Genomic DNA, 22,502 nt, shown 5'->3' with positions numbered 1-22,502 from the left:
TCACCCCAATTTGTTGACCCCGCCGCCCGGCTGACTTCACCCACCCGGGCACGTTCACGTGTACCCGCCTGAGCACTCACCCATGTACGCCGACAATCCGGCGTCTCGACCGGCTCGTCAGTCAGCTCTGAGAGGTGAAGGAACCCCACAACGTCGGGAGCAAGCTGCACGAACACGCCAAAAGGAACGATCTTGGTGATCGGTCCGGTGAGGACCCGGCCGGCCTGATCCGCAAACCGAATGAGCGGATCTTCCTGCAGAGCCTTCAATGAGAGCGTGACCTGTCCGGAGCGCGTCTCGGCAATGATCACCTCAGCGGTGATCCGCTGGCCGGCTTCGACTGCCTCGGAGGGGTGGTTGATCCAGCCCCACGTCAGGTCCGGCACCCGGATGAAGCCGGTGCAGAGGCCGTCCGGTTCCCCATCGACGTGAACGAAGCCCCCGAAGTTGTGAACCGCGGAGACCGTCCCAGCCACGACCTGCCCTCGTTCAAACGCAAGGAGAAAGGACCGCAAGGCCGGAATCTCGCAGGCTCTGGCGGAGAGGTGAAGCTGACCTTCGCGCCAACGCCCGATCTCTTCGGCATTGATCTCCTGGCCGACCTCAAACAGCTCGGATGGATGCTCCATCCGGCGCATTGACGCCTCATGTCGAGGAATCCGAGCGATCTCGGGTTCTTCCCCTTCGGCATCTACGAGCTGCACCAGGACGTCCGCTCCGTCGAACCCGGTGACCTTCACCGTTCTCACGGCCCCCGGCCGGAGCTGGTTGATCAAGGACTGCATGCGAGGGTCGGAGGCTGGCTCGGACATGGAGGTGAGCCTAGTCGGCGCCGGCCGCACTGGTTCCAACTCTCGTGACCAGGTTCCAATTGGCGTGCCACGGCTCACGCGGGTAGGGCTTCTCTGGGCGATCTTGGTGACATCTCCCGCTGTGAAGTGACAACTATCGCGAGAAGTCACAATCCGGTTCCCGTACGCAGCGCGACACTATTGCAAGCGCCTGCTTGCAATAGTTAGCAAAGGCTGGCATGGTCGGGGCATGGCATCGCTCAACGTCGGCAATCTCGGTGAGTACCTCCGCGAACAGCGGAGGACCGCGCAGTTGTCCCTGCGGCAGCTCGCCGACGCGGCCGGCGTGTCGAATCCGTATCTGAGTCAGATCGAGCGGGGGCTGCGGAAGCCCAGCGCGGAAGTGCTCCAGCAGGTCGCCAAGGCGCTGCGGATCTCCGCCGAGACGCTCTACGTGCGGGCCGGGATCCTCGACGAGAAGGAGCGGGAGGAGCTGGAGACGCGCGCCGTCATCCTGGCCGATCCCTCGATCAACGAGCGGCAGAAGCAGGTGCTGCTCCAGATCTACGACTCGTTCCGCAAGGAGAACGCGGCCGACGCCGCCACCGAGGCCGCCGACGCCGCCGCCGAGGCAACCGCAGCCGCTGCGGATGCGGCGGACGTCGTCGCCACGCCCGAGCCCGCGCCCGATGCCGAATCGCCTTCGCGTTAGTCCGTACGCCACACCCGGGAGGACCACCAGCATGGCCATCATCGACGAACTGCGTACCCCTCTCTACTTCGCCGCCGGCACCGCCGACCTCGCCGTGCAGCAGGCCAGGAAGGTCCCCGGCCTGATCGAGCAGATCGCCGCCGAGGCGCCCGCCCGTATCGAGGCCGTGCGGAAGACCGACCCGAAGGCCGTGCAGGAGAAGGTGACCGCGCAGGCCAAGGAGGCCCAGGTCACCGTGCAGTCGAAGTTCGCCGAGGTCGTCGGCGGTCTCGACACCGACCTCAAGAAGCTCGGCGAGACCGCCCAGGACCTCGCCCTGCGCGGCGTGGGCGTGGCCGCCGAGTACGCGGTCAAGGCGCGCGAGAAGTACGAGGAGGTCGCCGCCCACGGCGAGGAGGCCGTCAAGGCCTGGCGTGGCGAGGCCGCCGAGCAGATCACCGAGATCGCCGTCGTCGTCGAGCCGGAGGCGGACGCGACGCCGGTGGCGGAGGAGCCCGTCGCCGAGGCGCCCGCCAAGAAGCCCGCCGCCCGCAAGGCCCCCGCCAAGAAGACGACCGCTGCCGCCGAGACGACTGAGAAGGCCGAGAGTGCGGCGAAGGAGTAACGGAGCGGCGGGGCAGGAGCCCGGTCGGGCACCAATAGGGGTACCCGGCGCGTTGTAACGGGTACCTTGACCGCGAGGCGCTTTCTCCACATCACCACTAGGCGGTGCTCAGCATGTTGCGCGCGGGATTCGATTCCCTTCTCTCCCTGGTGATCTTCCTGGTCTTCACCGGCTTCGCCGTCGCCGCGCTCGTCTTCGCCGCCATGGCGCGCGAGGACGCCTACCGCGCCGCCGAGAAGCAGACGAAGAAGTTCTGGCTGATCCTCCTGGGCGTCAACCTCGCCCTGAACCTGCTGCTGCCGATGCTGTTCCTGCAGATCGCCGGGCTGATCGCCGCCATCGTCTTCATGGTGGACGTGCGTCCCGCGCTCGCGCAGGTCTCCGGCGGAGGCCGGGGCCGCCGCGGAGGCGGCTCCAGCAGCGACGGACCGTACGGCCCCTACAACGGCGGCCGGTAGCGGAACGACAGATCAACCGAAAGAAGTCGACGTACGGCAGGGCCCGGGGTCAACCCCGGGCCCTGTCCCGTTCAAGGGCCAGCACCGCGACGTCGTCCGTCAGCTCGCCGTCGTTCAGCGACCGCACCTCCGTCACGGCCGCCTCCAGGAGCTCCTCGCCCCGCAGGCCCTCGGTCAGCTGCCGGTTGATCATCTCGACCATCCCGTCCTGGCCGAGCCGCGGCGAGCCGGGTCCGGCCGAGCGGCCCTCGATCAGTCCGTCCGTGTACATGAGCAGGCTCCACGCCCCGCCCAGCTCCACCTGGCGGCGCGGCCAGCGGGCGCGCGGCAGCAGCCCCAGGGCCGGGCCGCCGTCCTCGTACGGAAGGAGTCGGGCCTCCCGTCCCTGCCGGGCGATCAGCGGTGCCGGGTGGCCGGCGAGGCAGAGGCCCGCCCGGCGCCCGTCGGGCGCGATGTCGACGGTGCAGAGGGTCGCGAAGATCTCCTCGCTCTCCCGCTCGTGCTCCAGGACCTGCTGCATCGTCGAGAGCAGCTCGTCCCCGCACAGCCCCGCGAAGGTCAGCGCACGCCACGCGATCCGCAGCTCGACCCCGAGGGCCGCCTCGTCGGGGCCGTGGCCGCAGACGTCGCCGATCATGGCGTGGACGGTGCCGTCGGGCGTACGGACCACGTCGTAGAAGTCACCGCCGAGCAGGGCGCGCGAGCGGCCGGGCCGGTAGTGGGCCGCGAACCGCAGGTCGGAGCCCTCCAGGAGGGGCGTCGGGAGCAGCCCGCGCTCCAGGCGGGCGTTCTCCTGGGCGCGCAGCCGGGACTCGGCCAGCTTCACCTGGACGGCGTCGGCGCGCTTGCGTTCGACCGCGTACCGGATGGCGCGGCTCAGCAGCCGGCCGTCGAGCTCCTCGCGGAAGAGGTGGTCCTGGGCCCCGACGCGTACCGCCTCGGCCGCGAGCTCCGCGTCCGCCGAGGCCGCGAGGGCGAGGACGGCGTGGCGCGGGGCGAGGCGCAGGATGTGGCGGAGCGGGGCGAGCGGGTCGTCCCCCGCGGCGGCGCGGGGGCCGGGCAGGGAGAGGTCGACGAGGACGCAGTGGACGTCGTCGGTGAGGAGCCGCTCGGCCTCGGTGAGGTTGCGGGCCGTGCGGATACGGACGCGGGTGCCGGCCGCGTCCGCGGCGTCGAGCAGTTCGGGCACGGCGAGGACCCCCGCCGGGTCGTCCTCGACGACCAGGAGAGTGAGATCGGTGCGATCGCGTTCGGTTCCTGTGCCTGTGCCAGTCATCACGGTGGCGTCCATAGCGGTGGCGTCCATAGCGGTGGCGTCGCCGGGTTCCGCGGCAGCAGAGACGACTCTCTGGCGCGGTACGGATACGGGCATCGGTCCGGAGCTTCCTTCCCTCCCCCCGAGGGTGCGCAGGGCGCCGGGTGGCGCCCCGCCCGTCCCGGACCCTAGCGGTAGGTCGGTGCGCAACGGAATGGTGATCAGTCCGCGAGTGGTCTCCCGCGGCTTGGCATATGCCGCGGAAGGGGAGGTAGTTGTCGCCGCAAGGGTCTCGGGCGCCCGCAGGAAGGGTTCGACGGCAATGAGAAAGGTCACGCCGGGCGGACGATGTCCGTCAGGTCGGGCGTGGGAATCCGGCCACGGAGTGGGTATGGATTCCCGCCAGGCGATTGCCCCGGCGGTCCGCCGTCACCCCGTCCCCGCTACCCCGGTCGTACGACTCCCAGGATCTCCATCGAGCCCGCCCCCGCCACGGTGACGTTCCGGCCCGGGCGCGGTGCGTGCACGATCGCGCCCTTGCCGATGTACATCCCGATGTGGCTCGCGTCCTTGAAGTAGACGATCAGATCGCCGGGCCGCATGTCCTTGATGTCCACGCGCGGCAGCAGGCGCCACTGCTCCTGCGAGGTGCGCGGGATCGGCAGGCCCGCCTTGGCCCAGGCGAGCTGCGTGAGGCCGGAGCAGTCGAACGAGTCCGGTCCCTCCGCCCCCCACACGTACGGCTTCCCGACCTGCCCCGTCGCGAACTCGACCGCCTTCCTGCCCTGTGGGGTCGCCCCGGCCTTGAGGTCGCCGAGGATGCCCGTGTCCAGCCACGTCGTCTGGGCCCGGTACTGCGCCAGCTCCTCGAGGCGGCGCAGCCGCTCCCGCTCCTCGGCGACGAGCTCGGACTCCAGCTTCTTGGCCGCGGCGATCTTGTCGTTGATCTCCTTCGTCGCCTGGGCCTGCTTGACCCGGTGGGCCTCCAGCTTGGTCCAGTTGTCGCCGGCGTCCTTCGCGTAGACGCCCAACTCGGCCTGGGTGCGGGTCATCTCGCCGAGAAGGTCCGTCGTGGCCTTCGCCCCGGCCTTGAGCCGTCCCGCGTTGTCGAGGAAGAGCTGCGGGTCGTCGGTGAGGACGAGCTGTGCGCCGTCGGGGAGTCCGCCGTTGCGGTACTGGGCGCGAGCGGCGGCGCCCGCCTTGGCCTTGAGGTCCTCGACCTTCTCGCGGCCCTCGACGATCATCCGGGCGAGCCGGACGATCTCGGCGGACTGCTCCTTGGTCTTCTCCTCGGCGAGGTTGTACGCGTCGGTGGCGATGGCGGCCTGTCGGTACAGACCGTCTATCTCCTTGCGTACCTCCTCCAGGCTCCTCTTCGGCGGGGGCGGCGGCAGCGGCGCCGCCGAAGCCTGGAGGGTCAAGGCCGGTGAGGCCAGCACCGCCAGGGCGCAGATCACGGTGATCGCGGCGGTGGTGTGGCGACGTCGGTTCACAAGCTCCCCCTCGTAAACGGCCTGCGTCTCTGTTCGGCCCATCTGATTTACCGTCAGTAACTTAGCGGTGGCCTTGGCGATAGTGCCATGCGAAACCGGAAAGCAACAGGGAAAACCAGGGTCCGTCGGGCCGGTTCTCCCCAAGGGACGAGCGATGCGCGAGTGGCGTTCCCGACGTACGCGAAATTCAGCCGGAGTTGGAACAAGAGGGGGAGGCGGAGCAGGAGGAAGCGGGGAGTCGGGCTCCGTCACCGTCGTGGCGCCAGCGCCTCCCACCGCACCGTCACCTCGCCCTGCCGCCACCGCCGCGGACCGTCCGTCAGCGGCCAGTCCGCCGCCAGTTCGCGTACGGAGCGGATCCAGCGCTGTCGCGCCCCCAGCGAGGAGTACGGAGCGGCCGCCGCCCACGCCCGGTCGAAGTCCCGCAGGAAGGCGTGCACCGGCTCGCCCGGGACGTTGCGGTGGATGAGCGCCTTCGGGAGCCGCTCCGCCAGGTCCGAGGGTCGCTCCAGCGAACCGAGCCGGGTCGCGAAGGTCACCGTGCGCGGCCCGCTCCGGTCGAGGGCCACCCACACGTGCCGCCGCCCGATCTCGTCGCAGGTGCCCTCGACGAGCAGCCCCTCGGGCGCGAGTCGCCCGCACAGCCGCGCCCACACGGCCGCGACCTGCTCCTCGTCGTACTGGCGCAGCACGTTCGCCGCCCGGATCAGGGAGACCGCGCCGGGCACCGGCACCTCGAAGCCGCCGTGCAGGAAGGAGAGGCCCTCGTGCTCGTACGGCTTCGCGGCCTCGACCCGGGCGGGCTCGATCTCGATCCCGTACAGCCGGGTGCGGGGCTCGGCGGTGCGCAACTGGGCGAGGAGCTCGACGGCGGTCCAGGGCGCGGCCCCGTATCCGAGGTCGACGGCGACCGGCGCCTCGGGGGAGCGGCGCAGGGCGGGGCCATGGACGGCGGCGATCCAGCGGTCCATGCGGCGCAGGCGGTGGGGGTTGGTGGTCCCGCGGGTCGGTGTGCCGACGGGGCGGGTGGTGCGCGGGGCCATGACACGAGCGTAAGGGGTGGGGCGGGAGGGGTCGGCCGGGGTCGGTTGCGACCGCTCCCGGCGGTTCCTGAGCGTTCTCGACCGGTAATGAATTGGCAAAGCGCGCGGCCTGTCGGAAATGAAAGGGGGTATTCCGCTGTTGTCGGGGCTGAAGGGCGTCACCCGCCCTTCAGCTGTCATGCGCGACTGTCATGCCCGACAGAACGACAGTCCCGTGCGGGACTGGCCCCAGCTCCACCCGGCTCCACCAGCCCCACCCACCAGCCTCACCCAGCGCCACCCCAGCTCCACCAGCCCCACCCAGCTCCACCAGCCTCACCCAGCTCCACCCCAGCCCCACCCGTTCAGCCCCCAGCGCAGTCCCCGAGCGGAAGGACCGCCGACGTGAGCCAGTACGTGTCCCGGTTCGCCGGTACCCGGCACCGGCACCAGGCACCGACCCGGCTCCGGCTTCCCGGCCGGAACCGTGCTCCCCGCCGGGTGGCCATGCTCAGCGTCCACACCTCCCCGCTGCACCAGCCGGGCACCGGCGACGCGGGCGGCATGAACGTCTACATCGTCGAGCTGGCCAAGCGCCTCGCCGCCATCGACATCGAGGTCGAGATCTTCACCCGGGCCACCACCGGCGGCCTCCCGCCGGTCGTCGAGCTCACCCCCGGCGTCCTCGTGCGGCACGTCGACGCGGGCCCGTACGAGGGCCTGGCCAAGGAGGAGTTGCCGGCCCAGCTCTGCGCCTTCACGCACGGCGTGATGCAGGCGTGGGCGGGCCACCGCCCCGGCCACTACGACCTGGTCCACTCCCACTACTGGCTCTCCGGCCACGTCGGCTGGCTGGCCGCCGAGCGCTGGGGCGTCCCGCTCGTCCACGCCATGCACACCATGGCGAAGGTCAAGAACGCGGCGCTGGCCGAGGGCGACACGCCCGAGCCCGCCGCCCGCGTGATCGGCGAGACGCAGATCGTCTCCGCCGCCGACCGGCTGATCGCCAACACCGCCGAGGAGGCCGACGAGCTCGCCCGCTTCTACGAGGCCGACCCCGGCAAGGTCGCGGTCGTCCACCCCGGCGTGAACCTCGACCACTTCCGCCCCGCCGACGGCCGCGCCGCCGCCCGCGCCCGCCTCGGGCTCCCGCAGGACGCCTTCGTCCCGGTCTTCGCCGGCCGCATCCAGCCCCTCAAGGCCCCGGACATCCTGCTGCACGCCGCCGCCCGGCTCCTGGAGCAGGATCCGTCGCTGCGCTCGCGCATGGTCGTCCCGGTCGTCGGCGGCCCGAGCGGCAGCGGCCTGGCCAAGCCGGAAGGGCTCCAGAAGCTCGCCGCCCGGCTCGGGATCGCGGACGTCGTGCGCTTCCACCCGCCGGTGGGGCAGGACCGGCTCGCGGACTGGTTCCGCGCGGCCAGCGTCCTCGTCATGCCCTCGTACAGCGAGTCCTTCGGTCTGGTCGCCATCGAGGCGCAGGCGGCCGGCACCCCGGTCGTCGCGGCGGCGGTCGGCGGTCTGCCCGTCGCCGTGCGGGACGACGTGACCGGCTTCCTCGTCCAGGGCCACGACCCGGCGGACTACGCCCGCGCGCTCGGCCGCTTCGTCGCCGACCCGACCCTGACGGACCGGATGGGCGCGGCCGCGGCCCTGCACGCCGGGTCGTTCGGCTGGGACACGGCGGCCTCCGGCACGGCCGATGTGTACACCGCTGCCATGCACGACCATCGGGTCCGGGAGAACCGCCGTCGCGTACGCTCCCACCATGGCTGAGGACGTGATCAAGGACGGCGGGCAGGCCGGGGCGGGCGTGACCAGGGGCGACGCCGCCGGGGACGTACGGCGGATCATCGAGTCCACCTTCGACGACGCGGAACTGGAGTGGGAGTCCCCCGAGCCGGGCGCGTACGTCGTCAAGCTCCCGGGCACGCGCAAGCTCTTCACGACGCTCTCGCTGCGCGCCGGCCGCCACTCGCTCTCCCTCAACGCCTTCGTCATCCGGCACCCCGACGAGAACGAGCCGGGCGTCCACCGCTGGCTGCTCGAACGCAACCTCAAGCTGTACGGGGTGAGTTACGCGGTCGACGGCCTCGGCGACATCTACCTCGCCGGGAAGCTCCCGCTCTCCGCCGTCACGCCCGAGGAGCTGGACCGGCTCCTCGGCTCGGTCCTGGAAGCGGCGGACGGCGATTTCAACACGCTTCTGGAGCTGGGGTTCGCGTCGGCGATCCGGCGCGAGTACGAGTGGCGGGTCTCGCGCGGCGAGTCGACCCGCAACCTCGACGCGTTCAAGAACCTGACTCAGAAGCCTGTCGAGAACTGACCAGGAGCCAGCCGGTACTCGTCGCTACAGCTGTGACCGTACGTTCGAATCTTGGCGTTCGTGGCGCACGCCGAAGTTTCCGCATCCCGGTGTGCTTCTCCTCGGGACGATGGTTCTGCCCTGGATCGAGTCTGAGGTGAGGCAATGCGGCGTGCAGTAGTAGGGGTCGATATCGGTGGGACGAAGCTGCTGATGCTCGCGGAAGGGAAGGATCTTGGAACACCGATCACTCGGCGCCTGGCTACCGGGCCCTCGACCGGTCCTGCGGACATCGAAGCTGCCGTCCAGGACTTCCTCTTCGACAATGCGCTGAATCCGTCGGCACTGGGGATCGCCGTTCCCGGGCTCGTCGAGAACGGCCAGGTCAGGATCTCCGACGTCCTGCCCCAGCTCACGGGCTGGCAGGGAATGCACTACGACGGCACCCCGCAGTTGCTCGTCAATGACATCCGAGGCGCTCTCGCACAGGAGACTGCCGATCTGCCGCATGCCTCATCCGTTGCGGTCATCGTCTGTGGAACCGCAGTGGGCTCGGCCTACCTGTGCGAGGGGCGGGTTGTCCGAGGCTCGCGAGGGTGGGCCGGTGAGATCGGCAGTCTGCCCCTTCCGACGCCGCAGGGCGTCAAACGGCTCGACGACCTCGCCGGCGGCGCCGCGATCGTACGTGCGGCAGGCAAGAAGCCCGAACAGATCCATGCCGCGCTCACCACAGGTGATCCTCGGACACAGCGCATCGTGCATGCTGCCGGCGAAGCGTTCGGACTGGCCATCGCCTCATTGGTCAACATCCTCAACCCCGACGTGGTCCGGATCGCCGGCGGAACCCTCGGATATACGGGTTACTGGGACACCGCCATAGCGACGGCACGCACCCATGCCCTACCCGAGTTGTGGGACGTCTGCACCGTCGACCGAATCCAAGGCGCGGACCTGGTCGTCGTCCGAGGCGCCATGCGTCTCGCCGCCGCAGCCCGCGATGGTCAAGCATGGGTCAGGCAATACGTCTGACCAGAGCGTCTGGGGATGCGGTCTACGTCCCCTACGATTGACCTCGCCTCCTCGCGCGGGCGCGCGGGGACTCTCCGTCCGCCCCGCTCATTGCATGAGCTGAGGCCACGGTGTTTCCTGGTTCCTCCCGGCGTTGCCGGGGTTGTGCGCTCTGCCCGGGCAATGCCGGGCCTTACGTGCGCTCCGCAGGCGTTTACCGCCGCCGTTACCGGCGCCGGGCCCCCGGTCCGGGGGTGGATGGTGATGGTGCAGAAGCCGCGAGGAGCCGACGGCCCTCGCGGCGGATGTTGCGGCCTGCATTCCAGTCCCGGTCGTGCCGGGTGTGGCAGTTCCTGCACGTCCAGGTGCGTACCCGAAGGGGTTTGGGTCCGTCACGGAATCCGCAGGCTGAACAGATCTGGGAACTCGGGAAGTCCCGGGCGACCTTGACGAAGGACCGGCCGCGCCGGTCCGCCTTGTACGAGCAGAACATCACGAACTGCGCCCAGCCGGCATCGTGAACGCTCTTCGCGAGCCTCGTTCTAGCCAGCCCCCGCACACTCAGGTTCTCCATGTAGACGGCTTGGTTCTCGCGCGTCAGTTTGTGGGACCACTGATGGTGGAAGTTGCGGCGGCTGTCCGCGACCTTGGCGTGTGCGCGGGCGACCCGGATACGGGCCTTGTCCCGGTTGTTCGACCCCCTCTGCTTACGTGACAACTGACGCTGCCGCTTTTTGAGCTTCTTCTCCGCTCGATGTAGGTACTTCGGCGAGGCGATGTGCGACCCGTCGGCCAGGACGGCGAACCTGGTGAGGCCCAGATCGATGCCCTGGTCCCCATCGGCTGGCGGGAGGATGTCGGCAGCGGGGTCGGTTTCGACGACGAAGGAGACGAAGTACCTGTCAGACCGGTCCTTGATCAACGTCACCGACGACGGGGCAGATGGCAGATTCCTGCTCCACCTGATCTCGATGTCCCCGATTTTGGGCAGCCGAAGCCTGCCTTCGTTGGTGATGGACCACCGGTCGGATCGGGTGAACCGGGCCGCAGCCGCCTTCGATCAGCTGTGCGCGCGCACTGTGGAGGGGATCAAGGAGAAGGAGCCGCGCACACTGGCGTACGTCAGCCACATCCCCGTCGAAGAGCCGCTGGTCAGAGTCTTCTACGAGCTGTATGTGGACCAGGCGGCGTTCGAGGCGCATGAAGCGCAGGAGCACACCCGAAGGTTCCTCGACGAGCGGGGCCAGTACCTCGCGGGTGTGGAAGTGACGTTCCTGAACGCGGTCACCGGAAAGGTGGCGAAGTAGTCGTGTCATCGGAGAGACAGCAGGCCTTCGGTAAGCAGGTGGCCGAACTGCGAAGGCGTCGCGGTCTCACTCAGGGCGAACTGGCGGTTCTGATCGGGCGCACGGCGAGTTGGGTGTCGCAGGTCGAGCGAGGCATCCAGCCGGTGAACCGCCTGGATGTACTGAGACTCCTCGCGGATGGTCTCGGTGTGGCGCTTCATGAACTGCAGCCAGACGCACCTCGACCGCCTGGCATGGATACGGTGGGCGAGACCTCACCGAACGATCTGGATCAGGCGAGGCTGTTGATTTCGGGGCACTCCGCGCTCGACGTCCTCCTGAAGCCTCGTGAAGATGCGCGTCCCGAGCTTGTGTCAGAGCTGCGGGACGAGGTCGAACGGGTATGGGAACTCACCCACGCGGGGCGGCTCGCGGAGCTCAGCGTCGTGCTCGGGCCACTCGTGCCACGGCTTGAGCGGGTGTCCCGAACCGCTTCCGGGCAGCAGCGGTCGGAGGCGCATTCTCTGCTGGCCCGCACGTACCAGGCGTTGGCGGCGGCCTTCGTGCGACAGAACGAGGGGGATGCCGCTTGGGTCGCTGCGGACCGGGCGATCAGGGAGGCCGAGCTCGCGGGCGACCCGCTCGGAGTCTTCGTCGGCATCATTCGACTGGTTCACGCATTCGTGCGTCTCCAGCACTTGGATCAGGCCGAGCATGCCGCAGCTTCGGCGATCAATGTCCTTGCCGGCCATGCGGAGGCGGAAGAGACGGCGGTGGAGGAGCTGTCGGTCGTCGGCTCGCTGCATCTCGCGCTGGCGCTGGTGCATGCGCGTTCCGGTGAACGGGCGGCTGCTCGGAGGCAGATCAGCAAGGCCAGAGCTGCGGCAGCACGGATAGGGGCGGAGCGGAACGACTTCAATCTGGAGTTCGGTCCGACCAATGTCGAGGTCCAGGCGGTATCCACGGCAGTCGACTTGGGGGATGCCGGGGAGGCGCTCGAAATCGGCGCGGAACTGGATACGAGCGGACTGTCTGCCGAGCGGCGTTCACGGCTGCTCATGGACCTCGGCCGGGCTCACGCGCAGCGGCGTCAGCCGGGCGATGCACTCCAATGTCTTCTGGAGGCCGAGACGATTGCACCAGACCTGATCAGAGGGCACGTTGCGGCGCGAGGCGTCATCCGTGAACTGATGCTGATGGCCGGTCGTGGGGCTTCGCCGGAGCTGCGGGAGTTGGCTGATCGTGCAGACGCCATGGCGTAGCCGGAGCCCGGAGTCGGTGCGGCCGCGGAACCTGTACGAGGCCCAGCAGGCGCTCAGGGACCGGTGACGGCCGGGCGGGACCCGGCCGGTGTTCGGTACTGGCCCGGCGTCGTGCCGAACTCGCGGCGGAAGGCGTGCGAGAAGGCGTACGGCGTGCTGTATCCGACGCGGCGGGCGACCGTGGCCAGGGGGTCAGGGGTGTCCCGGAGCAGGGTGGCGGCGTGCGTCAGTCGCCACCACGTCAGGTACGCCATCGGGGGCCGGCCGACGAGCGCGGTGAAACGGCGGGCCAGGGTGGGCCGGGAGACACCGGCCTCGGCGGCCAGCAGGTCGTTGGTCCAGGGCGCGGCCGGGTCGGAGTGCAGCGCCCGCAGGGCGGCGGCGGTCACCGGGTCGCCGAGGACGGCGGGCCAGACGCCGTCCGTGCTCTCCGCCAGCCAGGACCGGATCATGTAGACGAGCAGCAGGTCGAGCAGGCTGGGCAGGGCGACGCAGGAGCCGGGCCGCCGCTCGTCGAGCTCGCCGCCGAGGAGGTCGACGGCGGCGCGGAGTTCGGGGTGGCGGCCGACGCGGTTCGGCAGATGGACGACCGGGGGCAGCTCGGCCAGGAGCGGGTGGGCGTGGCCGCGGTCGAGCCGGTACTTGCCGCAGAGCATCTCCACCTCGCGCTCGGGCGCGCGGAAGGCCGGCAGCGGCGGCTGCGGCAGCGTCCGGTCGGCCCACCGGGTGAACGACACGGCCCGCGCGACCGTCGCCGCGTCGGCGGGCGAGTCGGCGATGACGTGCCCCGTGCCGTGCGGGAGCAGGACGGCGTCCCCCGCGCCCAGCGCGACCGGAGCGCCGCCGTCGGGCAGCAGCCAGCAACTGCCCTTCAGGACGACGTGGAAGCCCGCCCCGTCGTACGGGTCCAGCCGGGCGCACCAGTCGCCGCCGACCCGCACGCGGTCGGAAGAGGGCCGCCCGACGCGTACGGCCGAGATCGCGTCACTCACCACGTCCATGGGAGGCAGCCTACGGCTCGTATCCCTCAGGTGTGAGACGTACGCGTATTCAGCGGAGCGGAGTGAGCATTGAGAAGCTCATCCTCGTCTCCTTAGTCTCGACGACATGAACACGGAGAGCGCGCAGCGCATCGCGCTGGGGGACGTCGAGATCATCCGGATCGTCGAGTGGCAGGGCCCGTTCGGCCCGGCCCGCGGCCTCCTCCCGGGGGTCGGGGCCGAGGTCTGGAAGGACAACGAGGAGTGGCTCGCGCCGGACCACTGGGCGCCGGACGGCGACAGCGCGGTCATGGCGCTGCAGAGCTGGGTGCTGCGGAGCGGGGGCCGGACGGTCCTGGTCGACACGGGGGTGGGCGACGGGCGCGAGCGGCCGCAGTCGCCGCACTTCCACCGGCGGCAGGGCGACTTCCTGGGCCGGCTGGAGCGGGCGGGGATCCGCCCCGAGGACGTCGACGTCGTCGTCAACACCCATGTGCACGCCGACCACGTCGGCTGGAACACCCGTGACGTCCAGGGGGAGTGGGTGCCGACCTTCCCGAACGCGGAGTACCTCGTACCGGCCGCGGACGACTTCCACTACGGCCCGGAGAACGGATACGGCAACGGCCTCCAGGAGGAGGACCGGCTCGTCTACGAGGACAGCGTCGCGCCGGTCCACCGCGCCGGCCAGGTCCGGCTGTGGGACGGCGTCCACCGCGTCGACGAGAACCTGACGCTGGAGTCGGCGCCCGGCCACACGCCCGGCTCGGCGGTCCTGCGGCTCGCGTCCGGCGGAGACAGGGCGGTCTTCGTCGGCGACCTGCTGCACAGCCCCGTACAGCTCCTCGAACCGTCCTGCGCCAGCTGCTTCTGCCTGGACCCGGACGGCGCGGCGGCGAGCCGCCGCCGGATCCTCGAACGGGCCGCCGACGAGCGGGAGCTGGTCGTGCCCGCGCACTTCGGCGGGGCCGGTGCCGCCGAAGTGCGCAGGGAGGGGAAGGGGTTCGGCCTCGTACGGTGGGCGGCGTACGGGACGGGGTGACGGGGTGACGGGGGCGCGGGGGTGCGGGGGACCGGGCGTCAGGTGCTGACGGAGGCGCGGGGGTGCGGGGGACCGGGCGTCAGGTGCTGACAGAGGCCTGCCCGGCGGCGTCGGAGGTACCGGTGCGGCCAGTGCCACTGCCGGCACTGGCGTCCGAGACATCGGCATCGGCGTCGACGTCGGCGCTCTTGGCCGGACGACGGGTCCCGCTCCCCACCTCCGGGGCATCGTCGTCCGCGAGGGCCTTCCGCAGCCGGATGGAGTACCCGACGGCGGCGATGACGCCGATCGCGGCGGTCGCCGTCCACAGGACGTCGGGGCCCGGCCCGTCGACGATCACGCCGGCCGCGATGGGGGCGATGAACCCGGCGACGGCCCAGGACATGCCCATGACGCCCTGGTAGCGGCCGCGGGCGTGCTCGGGGGCGAGGCGGGCGGTGGCGGCGGCGTTCGTCGGGACGTGGATCATCTCGCCGACCGTCCAGATGACCACGGTCGCGGCGAAGGCCACGGAGGAGCCCGCGAGGGCCGTGGCGCCGGTGCCGACGGCGAAGAGGAGCGCGGAGAGCGTCAGCAGGAGGACGGGGGAGCGCTTGTCGGTCAGCCTGTTGACGAGGAGCTGGAAGCCGACGATCACGATGCCGTTGACGGCGATGACCATGCCGAAGGAGGAGGGGGGCAGGCCCTGGGCGGCCATGGTCAGCGGGAGGCCGATCCAGGGGGCGGTGAAGACGAGGCAGACGAGGAGGTTGAGGAGGACGAGCGTGCGGAAGGGGGCGTCGCGGAGCACGGTCAGCATGCTGACCTTCTCCTCGGCGACCGGCTCGCCCCGCTTGTCGACGGCGGCCGCGGGGCGGGTCTCGGGGAGCCGCAGGAAGACGATGACGGCGCACAGGACGGTGGCGACGGCGTCGACGACGAAGAGGGTGCGGTAGCCGAGGAAGGCCGCGGCGCCGCCGCCGATGGAGGCGATGGCGAAGCCGAGGTTGAGGGCCCAGTAGTTGAGGGCGTACGCCCGGCGCACGTCGTGGGCGGGGACCATGTCGGCGATCGTGGCGTTGATGGACGGCCGGACGGCCTGCATGGCGACGCCCATGAGGAGGACGACGGTGGCGATGGCCCAGGCGCTGGTGACGACGGCGAGGGCGGCGGCGCAGGCGGCGGCGGCCAGGTGCATCGTGATCATGGTGGGCCGGCGGCCCCAGCGGTCGGTGAGGGTGCCGCCGATGGGCGAGCCGGCGACGCCGCCGAGGCCGTGGAGGGCGACGACGAGCCCGGCGAACCAGGCGGAGTGCCCGAGCTCCTGAGTCAGGTACAAGGACAGGAAGGTCAGGACGAAGGCCCCGGTCCGGTTGACCAAGGTCGACAGCCAGAGCCACCAGAAGCCCTGGGGGAAGCCGGAGACCGTCGCGTGAGCTGATCGTCTGAGCGAGTCGATGGACATGTGTGGCCGGCCCCTTGCTGTCTGTAAGCCCCTGTCACGGCTCTCGTAACTTACGGATCTCAGGTGCCGGACGCCAGCGAATTGACGACGCGTGTCAATCGTCGAGGGTCGATTAGGCTCGGGCGCATGGCCGACGCACCGTACAAGCTGATCCTCCTCCGCCACGGCGAGAGCGAGTGGAACGAGAAGAACCTGTTCACCGGATGGGTGGACGTGAACCTCACCGCGAAGGGCGAGAAGGAGGCGACGCGCGGCGGCGAGCTGCTCAAGGACGCCGGCCTGCTGCCCGACGTGCTGCACACCTCCCTCCAGAAGCGCGCCATCCGCACGGCGCAGCTCGCGCTGGAGTCCGCGGACCGCCACTGGATCCCGGTCCACCGCTCCTGGCGGCTGAACGAGCGCCACTACGGCGCCCTGCAGGGCAAGGACAAGGCCCAGACGCTCGCCGAGTTCGGCGAGGAGCAGTTCATGCTGTGGCGCCGCTCGTACGACACCCCGCCGCCGGCGCTCGCCGACGACAGCGAGTTCTCGCAGGCGAACGACGCGCGCTACGCGACGGTCCCGCCGGAGCTGCGCCCCCGGACGGAGTGCCTGAAGGACGTCGTCGACCGGATGCTCCCGTACTGGTACGACAGCATCGTCCCCGACCTCCTCACCGGTCGCACGGTCCTGGTCGCGGCCCACGGCAACAGCCTCCGCGCCCTGGTCAAGCACCTGGACGGCGTCTCGGACGCGGACATCGCGGGCCTCAACATCCCGACGGGCATCCCCCTGTCCTACGAGCTCGACGAGAACTTCAAGCCCCTCAACCCGGGCGGCACGTACCTCGACCCGGACGCGGCGGCGGCGGCGATCGAGGCCGTGAAGAACCAGGGCAAGAAGTAGCCCTGAGAGGCAGCCCTCAGCCATTGAAGGATGCCCCCTGCCTGCTGGTTCTCAGCGGGTAGGGGGCCTCTTGGTTTCGGTGCCGCCCTGTGCGGTGCCGCCGTGGCGGTGGAGGTAGGCCAGGACGGCGCGGACCCGGCGGTGGCCGCTGTCGCCGGCGGACAGGCCGAGTTTGAGGAAGACGCCGCCGACGTGTTTGTGGACGGCGTTGTCGGTGACGAAGAGCCGCTGGGCGATCGTGGCGTTGTCGTGGCCCTCGGCCATCAGAGCCAGGACCTCGCGCTCGCGAGGGGTGAGGGCCACGACGGGATCGCCGCGGACGGCGAGGAGCTGGGCGATGACCTCGGCCTCCACGACGACCTTCCCGGCTTCGACACCCCGCAGGAGTACTACCGGCACCGCTACGACACCTACACCCCCGAACAGATCGTGGCCCGGTCGATGAGGCACCACCCGGACTTCCCGCCCGGCACCGGCTGGAGCTACTCCAACACCGGCTACGTCGTCCTCGGCATGATCGTCGACAAGGTCACCGGTCGCCCGTGGCCGGAGGAGGTCGAGAGCCGGATACTGAAACCGCTCGGCATGCACCGCACCTACCTGTCGGGCACCACGTCCACCCTCCGCCACCCGCACGCCCACGGCTACCAGGTCTTCGCTTCCGGCGGACGGACCGACGTCACCGAACAGATCGTGCCCGACCTCGGCGGCTACGTCTCCACCACGGCGGACGTCAACCGGTTCTTCCAGGGGCTGCTGGGCGGCGAGCTCCTGTCCGCGGCGCGCATGGCCGAGATGCGGGACACCGTCCCGGTCGACGAGCGGCTCGCATCGATCTGGCCCGGCGGACGCTACGGCCTCGGCCTGGTCAACCGCCCCCTGACCTGCGGCGGCAGTTACTGGAGCCACGAAGGGGGCGAGGCCGGCTACATCACCCTGAACGGCGCCACCGGCGACGGCCGCCGCAGCGTCACCGTCTCCATGACCACCAGCTTCAACGACTTCGACACCACACTCCGTCAGCACAGGACCGCCAGCGCCCTCGTCGACCGCGCGCTGTGCGACACCTCAGGCGAGGGCGAGGGCGAGGGCGAGGGCGAGGGACCGACACAGTGACGGACGCGCGTCGGCGCTGCGCCGGAAGGGTGAGGGGGAAACCATACGGCTGGAGGCTCGCGCATACGGGACGGCCGGCGCGGTAGGTGTGCCGGTGACATCTTCCGTCTCACGAAACGAGAGTCCTCGTGCGTTTCCGGCACTCCGTCGCCGCCGCTTGCGGCGCCCTTGCCCTCACCGCCACCCTGGCCACGCCGGCCCACGCCGCCACCGGCGACTTCAGCTACCGGTACGCCAATCCGGGCGGCGAGCCGGGGTCCGTCACGCTCCACGACCCGGCGAGCGATGAGTGCATCACCATCCCCGAGGCCACCGACCCGGGCGCCTCCGGGCCCGCCTTCGCGCCGCACAACGACACGGACGAGTACGCGATCGTCTTCACCGAGCCCGACTGCTCCGGCGACTCCTGGACCCTGCGCCCCCACGGCCGCCCGGCCACGGAACGCCTCACGCTCCGCTCGGTCGTGTTCGTCCGCAACTAGGGCCTGTCCGGCGGTCGTCAGAAGTCGTCGCAGGCGCGGGCGCGGAAGTCCTCCACCGTCGTCGTACGGACACGGTCGTCGACCGTGTAGCTGACCTGGCCCGGGGAGAGTTTCTCCAGGTCCGCCAGGGTGAACGAGTGGTGATTCGTCGACCAGGAGTTGTCGCTGGTCGCCCCGTACAAGCTGTAGAGCTGCCCGGGCCGCAGAGCGTGCGGGCGGGCGTCCGGCGTCCAGCCGGCGTCCCCCGTCTCGCTCGTCAGGCGCCAGGACGTGAAGCCGGTGACGGGTTCGGCGGAGGACCAGGAGTCCGTGTACTCCGGTTCCACGGCGTCCGCCGTGGCCTCCGCGTCCGGGTCGCCGGCCGGCTCGTCCGGGTAGAACACCGCCGCGTCGATCCGGTCGTGGCAGACGAGGATCACCCCCAACGGCTCGCCGTCCGCCGTCACGGAGACGCCCGTGAAGCCGGCGGGCGGCACGCTGCAGCCGGCGAGCAGCGGCAGCACGGACAGGGCGACGGCGACGAGGAGCGCGGGGCGGGGCCGGGCGAAGGTCATGGCGACATCCTGGACCGCCGCGATATTCGAGGGCGGGCCTCGCACCGAATCGTTAGCGTTCCGGGCCATGAGCACGCCGCACCCCAGCCCGTCACTCCGCCTGGAGCGGGTCACCCCCGAGAACGTCGACGCCGCCCTGGACCTGCGCGTCCACCCCCACCAGGAGCGCAACGTCTCCCCCGTCGTGAAGTCCCTCGCCGAGGCGTACGCCTTCGGGGAGACCGCCTGGCCACGGTTGATCTTCGACGGGGACGAGCTCGTCGGCTTCCTCATGGCCTTCCTCGACATCCCGTGGAACGAGAAGAAGGACCCCACCGACATCCGCAGCGGCCTCTGGCGGCTCAACATCGCCGCCACCGGCCAGGGCAAGGGGTACGGGCGCTTCGCCGTCGAGGCGGTGCGCGACGAGCTCCGGCGCCGCGGAACGGAACAGCTGTACGTGACCTGGGAGCCCGGCGAGGACGGACCCGGCGAGTTCTACCGCCGGCTCGGCTTCCGTACGACCGGCGAACTCAGCGGCGGTCAGACCGTGGGCGTACTCGACATCTGACACGGCGGGAGGGAGGGGGCGGGGTCACCGCCCCGCCCCCTCCCTCACCGGTCAGCTGGAGCAGCCCCCGCACTGGCACGGCGAGCCCGACTGGCAGCCGCAGCCGCAGCCCGAGCCGCAGCCACAGGCGCCGAGGACGGGCAGGAACTCCGTCCCGCGCGGGGTGTCCTGCTGGGGATCGGTCGTCATAGGGGATTCGGCCATGGGGGTCCCTCCCTTTCGAGGCGCGCGTCGCCTCCCCCCATTGCATGCCCAATCGGACCGGCGCATCAACGGCGCATCGGAGCCCCGTGCGCCTGTGCGCCCTCCGCGCCCTGTGCGCCTACGCGCCCTCCACCGGAGCGTCCGCCGCCTGCAGCTCGTCCGCGTGCTCACCCGTGACCAGGTACACGACGCGCTTCGCCACCGACACCGCGTGGTCCGCGAACCGCTCGTAGTACCGGCCGAGCAGCGTCACGTCGACCGCCGTCTCGATGCCGTGCCGCCATCGGTCGTCCATCAGGTGCTGGAACAGCGTCCGGTGCAGCAGGTCCATCTCGTCGTCGTCCTGCTCCAGCTGGAGCGCCAGGTCGACGTCCTTCGTGATGATGACCTCCGCCGCCTTCGCCATCAGGCGCTGCGCCAGCTGCCCCATCTCCAGGATGGTCGCGTGCAGGTCGTCCGGCACCGCCGTGTCGGGGAAGCGCAGCCGCGCCAGCTTCGCCACGTGCTGCGCCAGGTCGCCCGAGCGCTCCAGGTCCGCGCTCATCCGCAGCGAGGTCACCACGATCCGCAGGTCCGTCGCCACCGGCTGCTGCCGGGCGAGCAGCGCTATCGCCCGAGCCTCCAGACCGTGCTGGAGGTCGTCGACCTTCTGGTCCGCCGCGATCACGCTCTCCGCGAGCTTCAGGTCCGCGTCGAGCATCGCCGTCGTGGCCCGCCCGATCGCCGATCCGACGAGTCGGGCCATCTCGACCAGGCTCTCGCCGATCGAGTCCAGTTCCTCGTGGTACGCGTCCCGCATGGTGGGTGTCCCTCTCTACGTGATGCTCCGGGGTCCGGGTGGGGCTTCGGACCCCCACGCTTCCACGTTCGGCCCCCTACGCGTCCGATTCCACCCCCTGATGTGAATCGGTACTTTCCTCCAGGTGAACTCTGGGCGTCACGGGCCCCCACCACCCTCGCAGCAAATGAATCACCACAGTCCGCACGGTGAACTCTGGGCGACGACTGTTCGAGCAGCCACTCGGACGGCTGGGAGAGTGTCCGTCGGGCCGCATAACCTGGAGGGCATGGACGTGAACGCGGCGGTCGCCGCATTGGCAGCGATCGCCGGCGTGTGCACCGGCGTGATCGCCATGCTGGCGTTCCGCTGGAGCGAGCGCGACCAGGCGCGGCCCACCAGAACCTCCCTGCACACCGACGCCGTGCTCCCGCCCGGCGTCGACACCGTGCTGTCCGTACTGCGCTCCTCCGCGGTCGTCCTCGACGAGAGCGACTCCGTGGTCAAGGCCAGTTCGGCGGCGTACGCCCTCGGCCTGGTCCGGGGCGGCAAACTGGCCGTGGAGCCCATGCTCAACATGGCCCGCGACACCCGCCGTGACGGGGAGATACGCCAGGTCGAGCTGGACCTGGCCCGGCGCGGCACCGGACGCGGCGAGGCCCTCGCCGTCTCCGCCCGGGTCGCCCCGCTGGGCTCGCGGCTGGTCCTGCTCCTGGTCGAGGACCTCACCGAGGCCCGCCGCATCGAAGCGGTACGGCGCGACTTCGTCGCCAACGTGAGCCATGAGCTCAAGACGCCCACCGGCGCGCTCTCCCTGCTCTCCGAGGCGGTCATGGACGCATCGGACGACCCCGAGGCGGTCACCCGCTTCGCCGGCCGCATGCAGATCGAGGCGACCCGCCTCACCAACCTCGTACAGGAGCTCATCGACCTCTCCCGCGTGCAGAACGACGACCCGCTGGAGGACTCCGAGCCGGTGTCCGTGGACGAGCTCGTCGTCGAGGCGATCGACCGCTCCCGGCACACCGCCTCCACCAAGCAGATCACCATGGTCTCCGGCGGCGCCGCCGACCTGCGCGTCTGGGGGAGCCGCGGCCAGCTCGCCGCCGCCCTCGGCAACCTCGTCGAGAACGCGGTCAACTACTCACCGGCCCACACCCGCGTCGGCATCGCGGCACGCAAGATCGCCGCGCCCGGCGGCGACCTGATCGAGATAGCCGTCACCGACCAGGGCATCGGCATCCCCGAAAAGGACAAGGAGCGCATCTTCGAGCGCTTCTACCGCGTCGACCCGGCCCGCTCCCGCGCCACCGGCGGTACGGGGCTCGGCCTCGCCATCGTCAAGCACGTGGCCGCCTCGCACGGTGGCGAGGTCACCGTGTGGAGCACCGAGGGTCAGGGCTCCACCTTCACCCTGCGGCTGCCCGAGGCGGGCTCCGCACGGGACCGCCGGCACGTCTCTTCTCCCACCCCAGATCTCATGACCGAACCGCTTCCCGCCCCGGAGGTCCTTCCGTGACCCGAGTGCTCGTCGTCGAGGATGAGGAATCCTTCAGCGACGCCCTGTCGTACATGCTCCGCAAGGAAGGCTTCGAGGTCGCCGTGGCGGCGACCGGGCCCGACGGTCTCGACGAGTTCGAGCGCAACGGAGCCGACCTCGTCCTCCTCGACCTGATGCTTCCGGGGCTGCCCGGTACCGAGGTGTGCCGTCAGCTGCGCGGCCGCTCGAACGTCCCGGTGATCATGGTGACCGCCAAGGACAGCGAGATCGACAAGGTCGTCGGCCTGGAAATAGGAGCCGACGACTACGTGACCAAGCCCTTCTCCTCGCGGGAGCTGGTCGCCCGCATCCGCGCGGTGCTCCGCCGCCGTGGAGAGCCGGAGGAGGTCACCCCGGCGGCCCTGGAGGCCGGCCCGGTCCGTATGGACGTCGACCGCCACGTCGTGACGGTCTCGGGCGGCAAGGTCGACCTGCCGCTGAAGGAGTTCGACCTCCTGGAGATGCTGCTGCGCAACGCGGGCCGTGTGCTGACCCGTATGCAGCTGATCGACCGGGTGTGGGGCGCGGACTACGTCGGGGACACCAAGACCCTCGACGTCCACGTGAAGCGTCTTCGCGCCAAGATCGAGCCGGACCCGGGCGCGCCGCGCTACCTGGTCACGGTCCGCGGCCTGGGCTACAAGTTCGAGCCGTAGACAAGCCGGCCGGCCCGCCAAGGTCGGCCAGTACGTACGTGTGAAGGGGCGCCCCCCACCGGGGGCGCCCCTTCACAC

Annotated in this window: 26 protein-coding genes; 15 read left to right on the top strand and 11 right to left on the bottom strand. The window is 70.5% G+C overall.

Annotation, left to right across the window (positions count from 1 at the left end):
• Positions 1-812, bottom strand: an 812-nt coding sequence (locus tag ACWFR1_RS37245) for a S1 RNA-binding domain-containing protein (RefSeq protein ID WP_453559744.1), incomplete at its 3' end; no start/stop codon positions are given.
• Positions 813-1,041: 229 nt separating this feature from the next.
• Between ACWFR1_RS37245 and ACWFR1_RS37240 the strand changes: the two genes are divergently transcribed.
• From ACWFR1_RS37240 to ACWFR1_RS37230, 3 genes are all read left to right on the top strand, one after another.
• Complete coding sequence (locus tag ACWFR1_RS37240) at positions 1,042-1,503, top strand: helix-turn-helix domain-containing protein (RefSeq protein ID WP_453559742.1); 462 nt, start codon at positions 1,042-1,044, stop codon at positions 1,501-1,503.
• A 31-nt stretch (positions 1,504-1,534) separates the two neighbouring features.
• Positions 1,535-2,107: a hypothetical protein gene (locus tag ACWFR1_RS37235; RefSeq protein ID WP_453559740.1), complete on the top strand. Its 573-nt coding sequence runs from the start codon at positions 1,535-1,537 to the stop codon at positions 2,105-2,107.
• A 113-nt stretch (positions 2,108-2,220) separates the two neighbouring features.
• Positions 2,221-2,565, top strand: a complete 345-nt coding sequence (locus ACWFR1_RS37230; protein WP_453559738.1) for a DUF2516 family protein — start codon at positions 2,221-2,223, stop codon at positions 2,563-2,565.
• 49 nt (positions 2,566-2,614) lie between these two features.
• On the opposite strand, the gene ACWFR1_RS37225 is transcribed toward ACWFR1_RS37230, so the two are convergent.
• The 3 genes from ACWFR1_RS37225 to ACWFR1_RS37215 all read right to left on the bottom strand — a co-directional run bounded on the left by ACWFR1_RS37225 (position 2,615) and on the right by ACWFR1_RS37215 (position 6,356).
• Positions 2,615-3,937 (bottom strand): PP2C family protein-serine/threonine phosphatase, encoded by a 1,323-nt coding sequence (locus ACWFR1_RS37225; protein ID WP_453559736.1) that lies wholly within the window; start codon positions 3,935-3,937, stop codon positions 2,615-2,617.
• A gap of 326 nt (positions 3,938-4,263) precedes the next feature.
• Entirely contained in the window at positions 4,264-5,313 is a 1,050-nt protein-coding gene (locus tag ACWFR1_RS37220) for an NlpC/P60 family protein (RefSeq protein WP_453559733.1), read from the bottom strand.
• 248 nt (positions 5,314-5,561) lie between these two features.
• The gene (locus ACWFR1_RS37215; protein ID WP_453559731.1) at positions 5,562-6,356 is read right to left on the bottom strand and encodes a class I SAM-dependent methyltransferase; all 795 of its coding nucleotides are present in this window, start codon (positions 6,354-6,356) and stop codon (positions 5,562-5,564) included.
• Between the two features lie 384 nt (positions 6,357-6,740).
• On the opposite strand from ACWFR1_RS37215, the gene mshA reads away from it, so the two are divergent.
• The 3 genes from mshA to ACWFR1_RS37200 all read left to right on the top strand — a co-directional run bounded on the left by mshA (position 6,741) and on the right by ACWFR1_RS37200 (position 9,666).
• Positions 6,741-8,108, top strand: coding sequence for a D-inositol-3-phosphate glycosyltransferase (gene mshA, locus ACWFR1_RS37210; protein ID WP_453559729.1), 1,368 nt, complete (start codon positions 6,741-6,743; stop codon positions 8,106-8,108).
• On the top strand, positions 8,101-8,658 hold the full coding sequence (locus ACWFR1_RS37205; RefSeq protein WP_453559726.1) for a YbjN domain-containing protein: 558 nt from the start codon (positions 8,101-8,103) through the stop codon (positions 8,656-8,658). Before mshA ends, ACWFR1_RS37205 begins: the two co-directional genes overlap by 8 nt.
• A 144-nt stretch (positions 8,659-8,802) precedes the next feature.
• The gene (locus tag ACWFR1_RS37200) at positions 8,803-9,666 is read left to right on the top strand and encodes an ROK family protein (protein ID WP_453559724.1); all 864 of its coding nucleotides are present in this window, start codon (positions 8,803-8,805) and stop codon (positions 9,664-9,666) included.
• A gap of 205 nt (positions 9,667-9,871) precedes the next feature.
• Here the strand turns inward: ACWFR1_RS37200 and ACWFR1_RS37195 are convergent, their stop codons facing one another.
• A complete protein-coding gene (locus tag ACWFR1_RS37195; protein ID WP_453559747.1) occupies positions 9,872-10,612 on the bottom strand; it encodes an RNA-guided endonuclease InsQ/TnpB family protein in 741 nt (246 codons plus the stop codon).
• Here ACWFR1_RS37195 and ACWFR1_RS37190 point away from each other — a divergent pair.
• Positions 10,560-10,952: a putative quinol monooxygenase gene (locus ACWFR1_RS37190; protein ID WP_453559722.1), complete on the top strand. Its 393-nt coding sequence runs from the start codon at positions 10,560-10,562 to the stop codon at positions 10,950-10,952. The two genes, ACWFR1_RS37195 and ACWFR1_RS37190, sit on opposite strands and share 53 nt — an antisense overlap.
• Before the next feature lie 2 nt (positions 10,953-10,954).
• Complete coding sequence (locus ACWFR1_RS37185) at positions 10,955-12,193, top strand: helix-turn-helix domain-containing protein (RefSeq protein WP_453559720.1); 1,239 nt, start codon at positions 10,955-10,957, stop codon at positions 12,191-12,193.
• A gap of 53 nt (positions 12,194-12,246) precedes the next feature.
• Here the strand turns inward: ACWFR1_RS37185 and ACWFR1_RS37180 are convergent, their stop codons facing one another.
• A complete protein-coding gene (locus ACWFR1_RS37180; RefSeq protein ID WP_453559718.1) occupies positions 12,247-13,194 on the bottom strand; it encodes an AraC family transcriptional regulator in 948 nt (315 codons plus the stop codon).
• 106 nt (positions 13,195-13,300) lie between these two features.
• On the opposite strand from ACWFR1_RS37180, the gene ACWFR1_RS37175 reads away from it, so the two are divergent.
• Positions 13,301-14,215: an MBL fold metallo-hydrolase gene (locus tag ACWFR1_RS37175; protein WP_453559716.1), complete on the top strand. Its 915-nt coding sequence runs from the start codon at positions 13,301-13,303 to the stop codon at positions 14,213-14,215.
• A gap of 79 nt (positions 14,216-14,294) precedes the next feature.
• Here the strand turns inward: ACWFR1_RS37175 and ACWFR1_RS37170 are convergent, their stop codons facing one another.
• Complete coding sequence (locus ACWFR1_RS37170; RefSeq protein ID WP_453559714.1) at positions 14,295-15,659, bottom strand: MDR family MFS transporter; 1,365 nt, start codon at positions 15,657-15,659, stop codon at positions 14,295-14,297.
• A gap of 126 nt (positions 15,660-15,785) precedes the next feature.
• On the opposite strand from ACWFR1_RS37170, the gene ACWFR1_RS37165 reads away from it, so the two are divergent.
• Positions 15,786-16,544, top strand: coding sequence for a phosphoglyceromutase (locus tag ACWFR1_RS37165; protein WP_453559711.1), 759 nt, complete (start codon positions 15,786-15,788; stop codon positions 16,542-16,544).
• Positions 16,545-16,595: 51 nt separating this feature from the next.
• Here ACWFR1_RS37165 and ACWFR1_RS37160 read toward each other — a convergent pair whose 3' ends face one another.
• Positions 16,596-16,808 (bottom strand): hypothetical protein, encoded by a 213-nt coding sequence (locus tag ACWFR1_RS37160; RefSeq protein ID WP_453559708.1) that lies wholly within the window; start codon positions 16,806-16,808, stop codon positions 16,596-16,598.
• Between ACWFR1_RS37160 and ACWFR1_RS37155 the strand changes: the two genes are divergently transcribed.
• Both ACWFR1_RS37155 and ACWFR1_RS37150 read left to right on the top strand, forming a co-directional pair.
• On the top strand, positions 16,794-17,660 hold the full coding sequence (locus ACWFR1_RS37155; protein WP_453559706.1) for a serine hydrolase domain-containing protein: 867 nt from the start codon (positions 16,794-16,796) through the stop codon (positions 17,658-17,660). The two genes, ACWFR1_RS37160 and ACWFR1_RS37155, sit on opposite strands and share 15 nt — an antisense overlap.
• 128 nt (positions 17,661-17,788) lie before the next feature.
• The gene (locus tag ACWFR1_RS37150; protein WP_453559703.1) at positions 17,789-18,142 is read left to right on the top strand and encodes a hypothetical protein; all 354 of its coding nucleotides are present in this window, start codon (positions 17,789-17,791) and stop codon (positions 18,140-18,142) included.
• A 17-nt stretch (positions 18,143-18,159) separates the two neighbouring features.
• On the opposite strand, the gene ACWFR1_RS37145 is transcribed toward ACWFR1_RS37150, so the two are convergent.
• Positions 18,160-18,696: a hypothetical protein gene (locus ACWFR1_RS37145; protein ID WP_453559700.1), complete on the bottom strand. Its 537-nt coding sequence runs from the start codon at positions 18,694-18,696 to the stop codon at positions 18,160-18,162.
• A gap of 67 nt (positions 18,697-18,763) precedes the next feature.
• On the opposite strand from ACWFR1_RS37145, the gene ACWFR1_RS37140 reads away from it, so the two are divergent.
• Positions 18,764-19,246 (top strand): GNAT family N-acetyltransferase, encoded by a 483-nt coding sequence (locus ACWFR1_RS37140; protein WP_453559697.1) that lies wholly within the window; start codon positions 18,764-18,766, stop codon positions 19,244-19,246.
• A gap of 51 nt (positions 19,247-19,297) precedes the next feature.
• On the opposite strand, the gene ACWFR1_RS37135 is transcribed toward ACWFR1_RS37140, so the two are convergent.
• Both ACWFR1_RS37135 and phoU read right to left on the bottom strand, forming a co-directional pair.
• Complete coding sequence (locus tag ACWFR1_RS37135; protein ID WP_453559694.1) at positions 19,298-19,450, bottom strand: hypothetical protein; 153 nt, start codon at positions 19,448-19,450, stop codon at positions 19,298-19,300.
• Positions 19,451-19,568: 118 nt separating this feature from the next.
• Positions 19,569-20,249, bottom strand: coding sequence for a phosphate signaling complex protein PhoU (gene phoU / locus ACWFR1_RS37130; protein WP_453559692.1), 681 nt, complete (start codon positions 20,247-20,249; stop codon positions 19,569-19,571).
• 268 nt (positions 20,250-20,517) lie between these two features.
• Between phoU and ACWFR1_RS37125 the strand changes: the two genes are divergently transcribed.
• Both ACWFR1_RS37125 and ACWFR1_RS37120 read left to right on the top strand, forming a co-directional pair.
• Positions 20,518-21,747 (top strand): sensor histidine kinase, encoded by a 1,230-nt coding sequence (locus ACWFR1_RS37125; RefSeq protein ID WP_453559689.1) that lies wholly within the window; start codon positions 20,518-20,520, stop codon positions 21,745-21,747.
• Positions 21,744-22,424 carry a response regulator transcription factor gene (locus ACWFR1_RS37120; protein WP_017242433.1) on the top strand — a complete coding sequence of 227 codons (681 nt, stop codon included), beginning with the start codon at positions 21,744-21,746 and terminating at the stop codon, positions 22,422-22,424. The genes ACWFR1_RS37125 and ACWFR1_RS37120 overlap by 4 nt, the downstream gene beginning before the upstream one ends.
• Positions 22,425-22,502: the final 78 nt, after the last annotated feature.

Source organism: Streptomyces sp. NPDC055103, assembly GCF_053607625.1.
This window is presented reverse-complemented; position numbering and strand designations above follow the sequence as displayed.

Coding starts and splice junctions, on each gene's coding strand:
- ACWFR1_RS37145 (WP_453559700.1), bottom strand. CDS start 18,696: ATGACCTTCGCCCGGCCCCGCCCCGCGCTCCTCGTCGCCGTCGCCCTG.
- phoU (WP_453559692.1), bottom strand. CDS start 20,249: ATGCGGGACGCGTACCACGAGGAACTGGACTCGATCGGCGAGAGCCTG.
- ACWFR1_RS37235 (WP_453559740.1), top strand. CDS start 1,535: ATGGCCATCATCGACGAACTGCGTACCCCTCTCTACTTCGCCGCCGGC.
- ACWFR1_RS37160 (WP_453559708.1), bottom strand. CDS start 16,808: ATGGCCGAGGGCCACGACAACGCCACGATCGCCCAGCGGCTCTTCGTC.
- ACWFR1_RS37140 (WP_453559697.1), top strand. CDS start 18,764: ATGAGCACGCCGCACCCCAGCCCGTCACTCCGCCTGGAGCGGGTCACC.
- ACWFR1_RS37200 (WP_453559724.1), top strand. CDS start 8,803: ATGCGGCGTGCAGTAGTAGGGGTCGATATCGGTGGGACGAAGCTGCTG.
- ACWFR1_RS37175 (WP_453559716.1), top strand. CDS start 13,301: ATGAACACGGAGAGCGCGCAGCGCATCGCGCTGGGGGACGTCGAGATC.
- ACWFR1_RS37125 (WP_453559689.1), top strand. CDS start 20,518: ATGGACGTGAACGCGGCGGTCGCCGCATTGGCAGCGATCGCCGGCGTG.
- ACWFR1_RS37205 (WP_453559726.1), top strand. CDS start 8,101: ATGGCTGAGGACGTGATCAAGGACGGCGGGCAGGCCGGGGCGGGCGTG.
- ACWFR1_RS37230 (WP_453559738.1), top strand. CDS start 2,221: ATGTTGCGCGCGGGATTCGATTCCCTTCTCTCCCTGGTGATCTTCCTG.
- ACWFR1_RS37170 (WP_453559714.1), bottom strand. CDS start 15,659: ATGTCCATCGACTCGCTCAGACGATCAGCTCACGCGACGGTCTCCGGC.
- ACWFR1_RS37165 (WP_453559711.1), top strand. CDS start 15,786: ATGGCCGACGCACCGTACAAGCTGATCCTCCTCCGCCACGGCGAGAGC.
- ACWFR1_RS37240 (WP_453559742.1), top strand. CDS start 1,042: ATGGCATCGCTCAACGTCGGCAATCTCGGTGAGTACCTCCGCGAACAG.
- ACWFR1_RS37215 (WP_453559731.1), bottom strand. CDS start 6,356: ATGGCCCCGCGCACCACCCGCCCCGTCGGCACACCGACCCGCGGGACC.
- ACWFR1_RS37135 (WP_453559694.1), bottom strand. CDS start 19,450: ATGGCCGAATCCCCTATGACGACCGATCCCCAGCAGGACACCCCGCGC.
- ACWFR1_RS37180 (WP_453559718.1), bottom strand. CDS start 13,194: ATGGACGTGGTGAGTGACGCGATCTCGGCCGTACGCGTCGGGCGGCCC.
- ACWFR1_RS37225 (WP_453559736.1), bottom strand. CDS start 3,937: ATGCCCGTATCCGTACCGCGCCAGAGAGTCGTCTCTGCTGCCGCGGAA.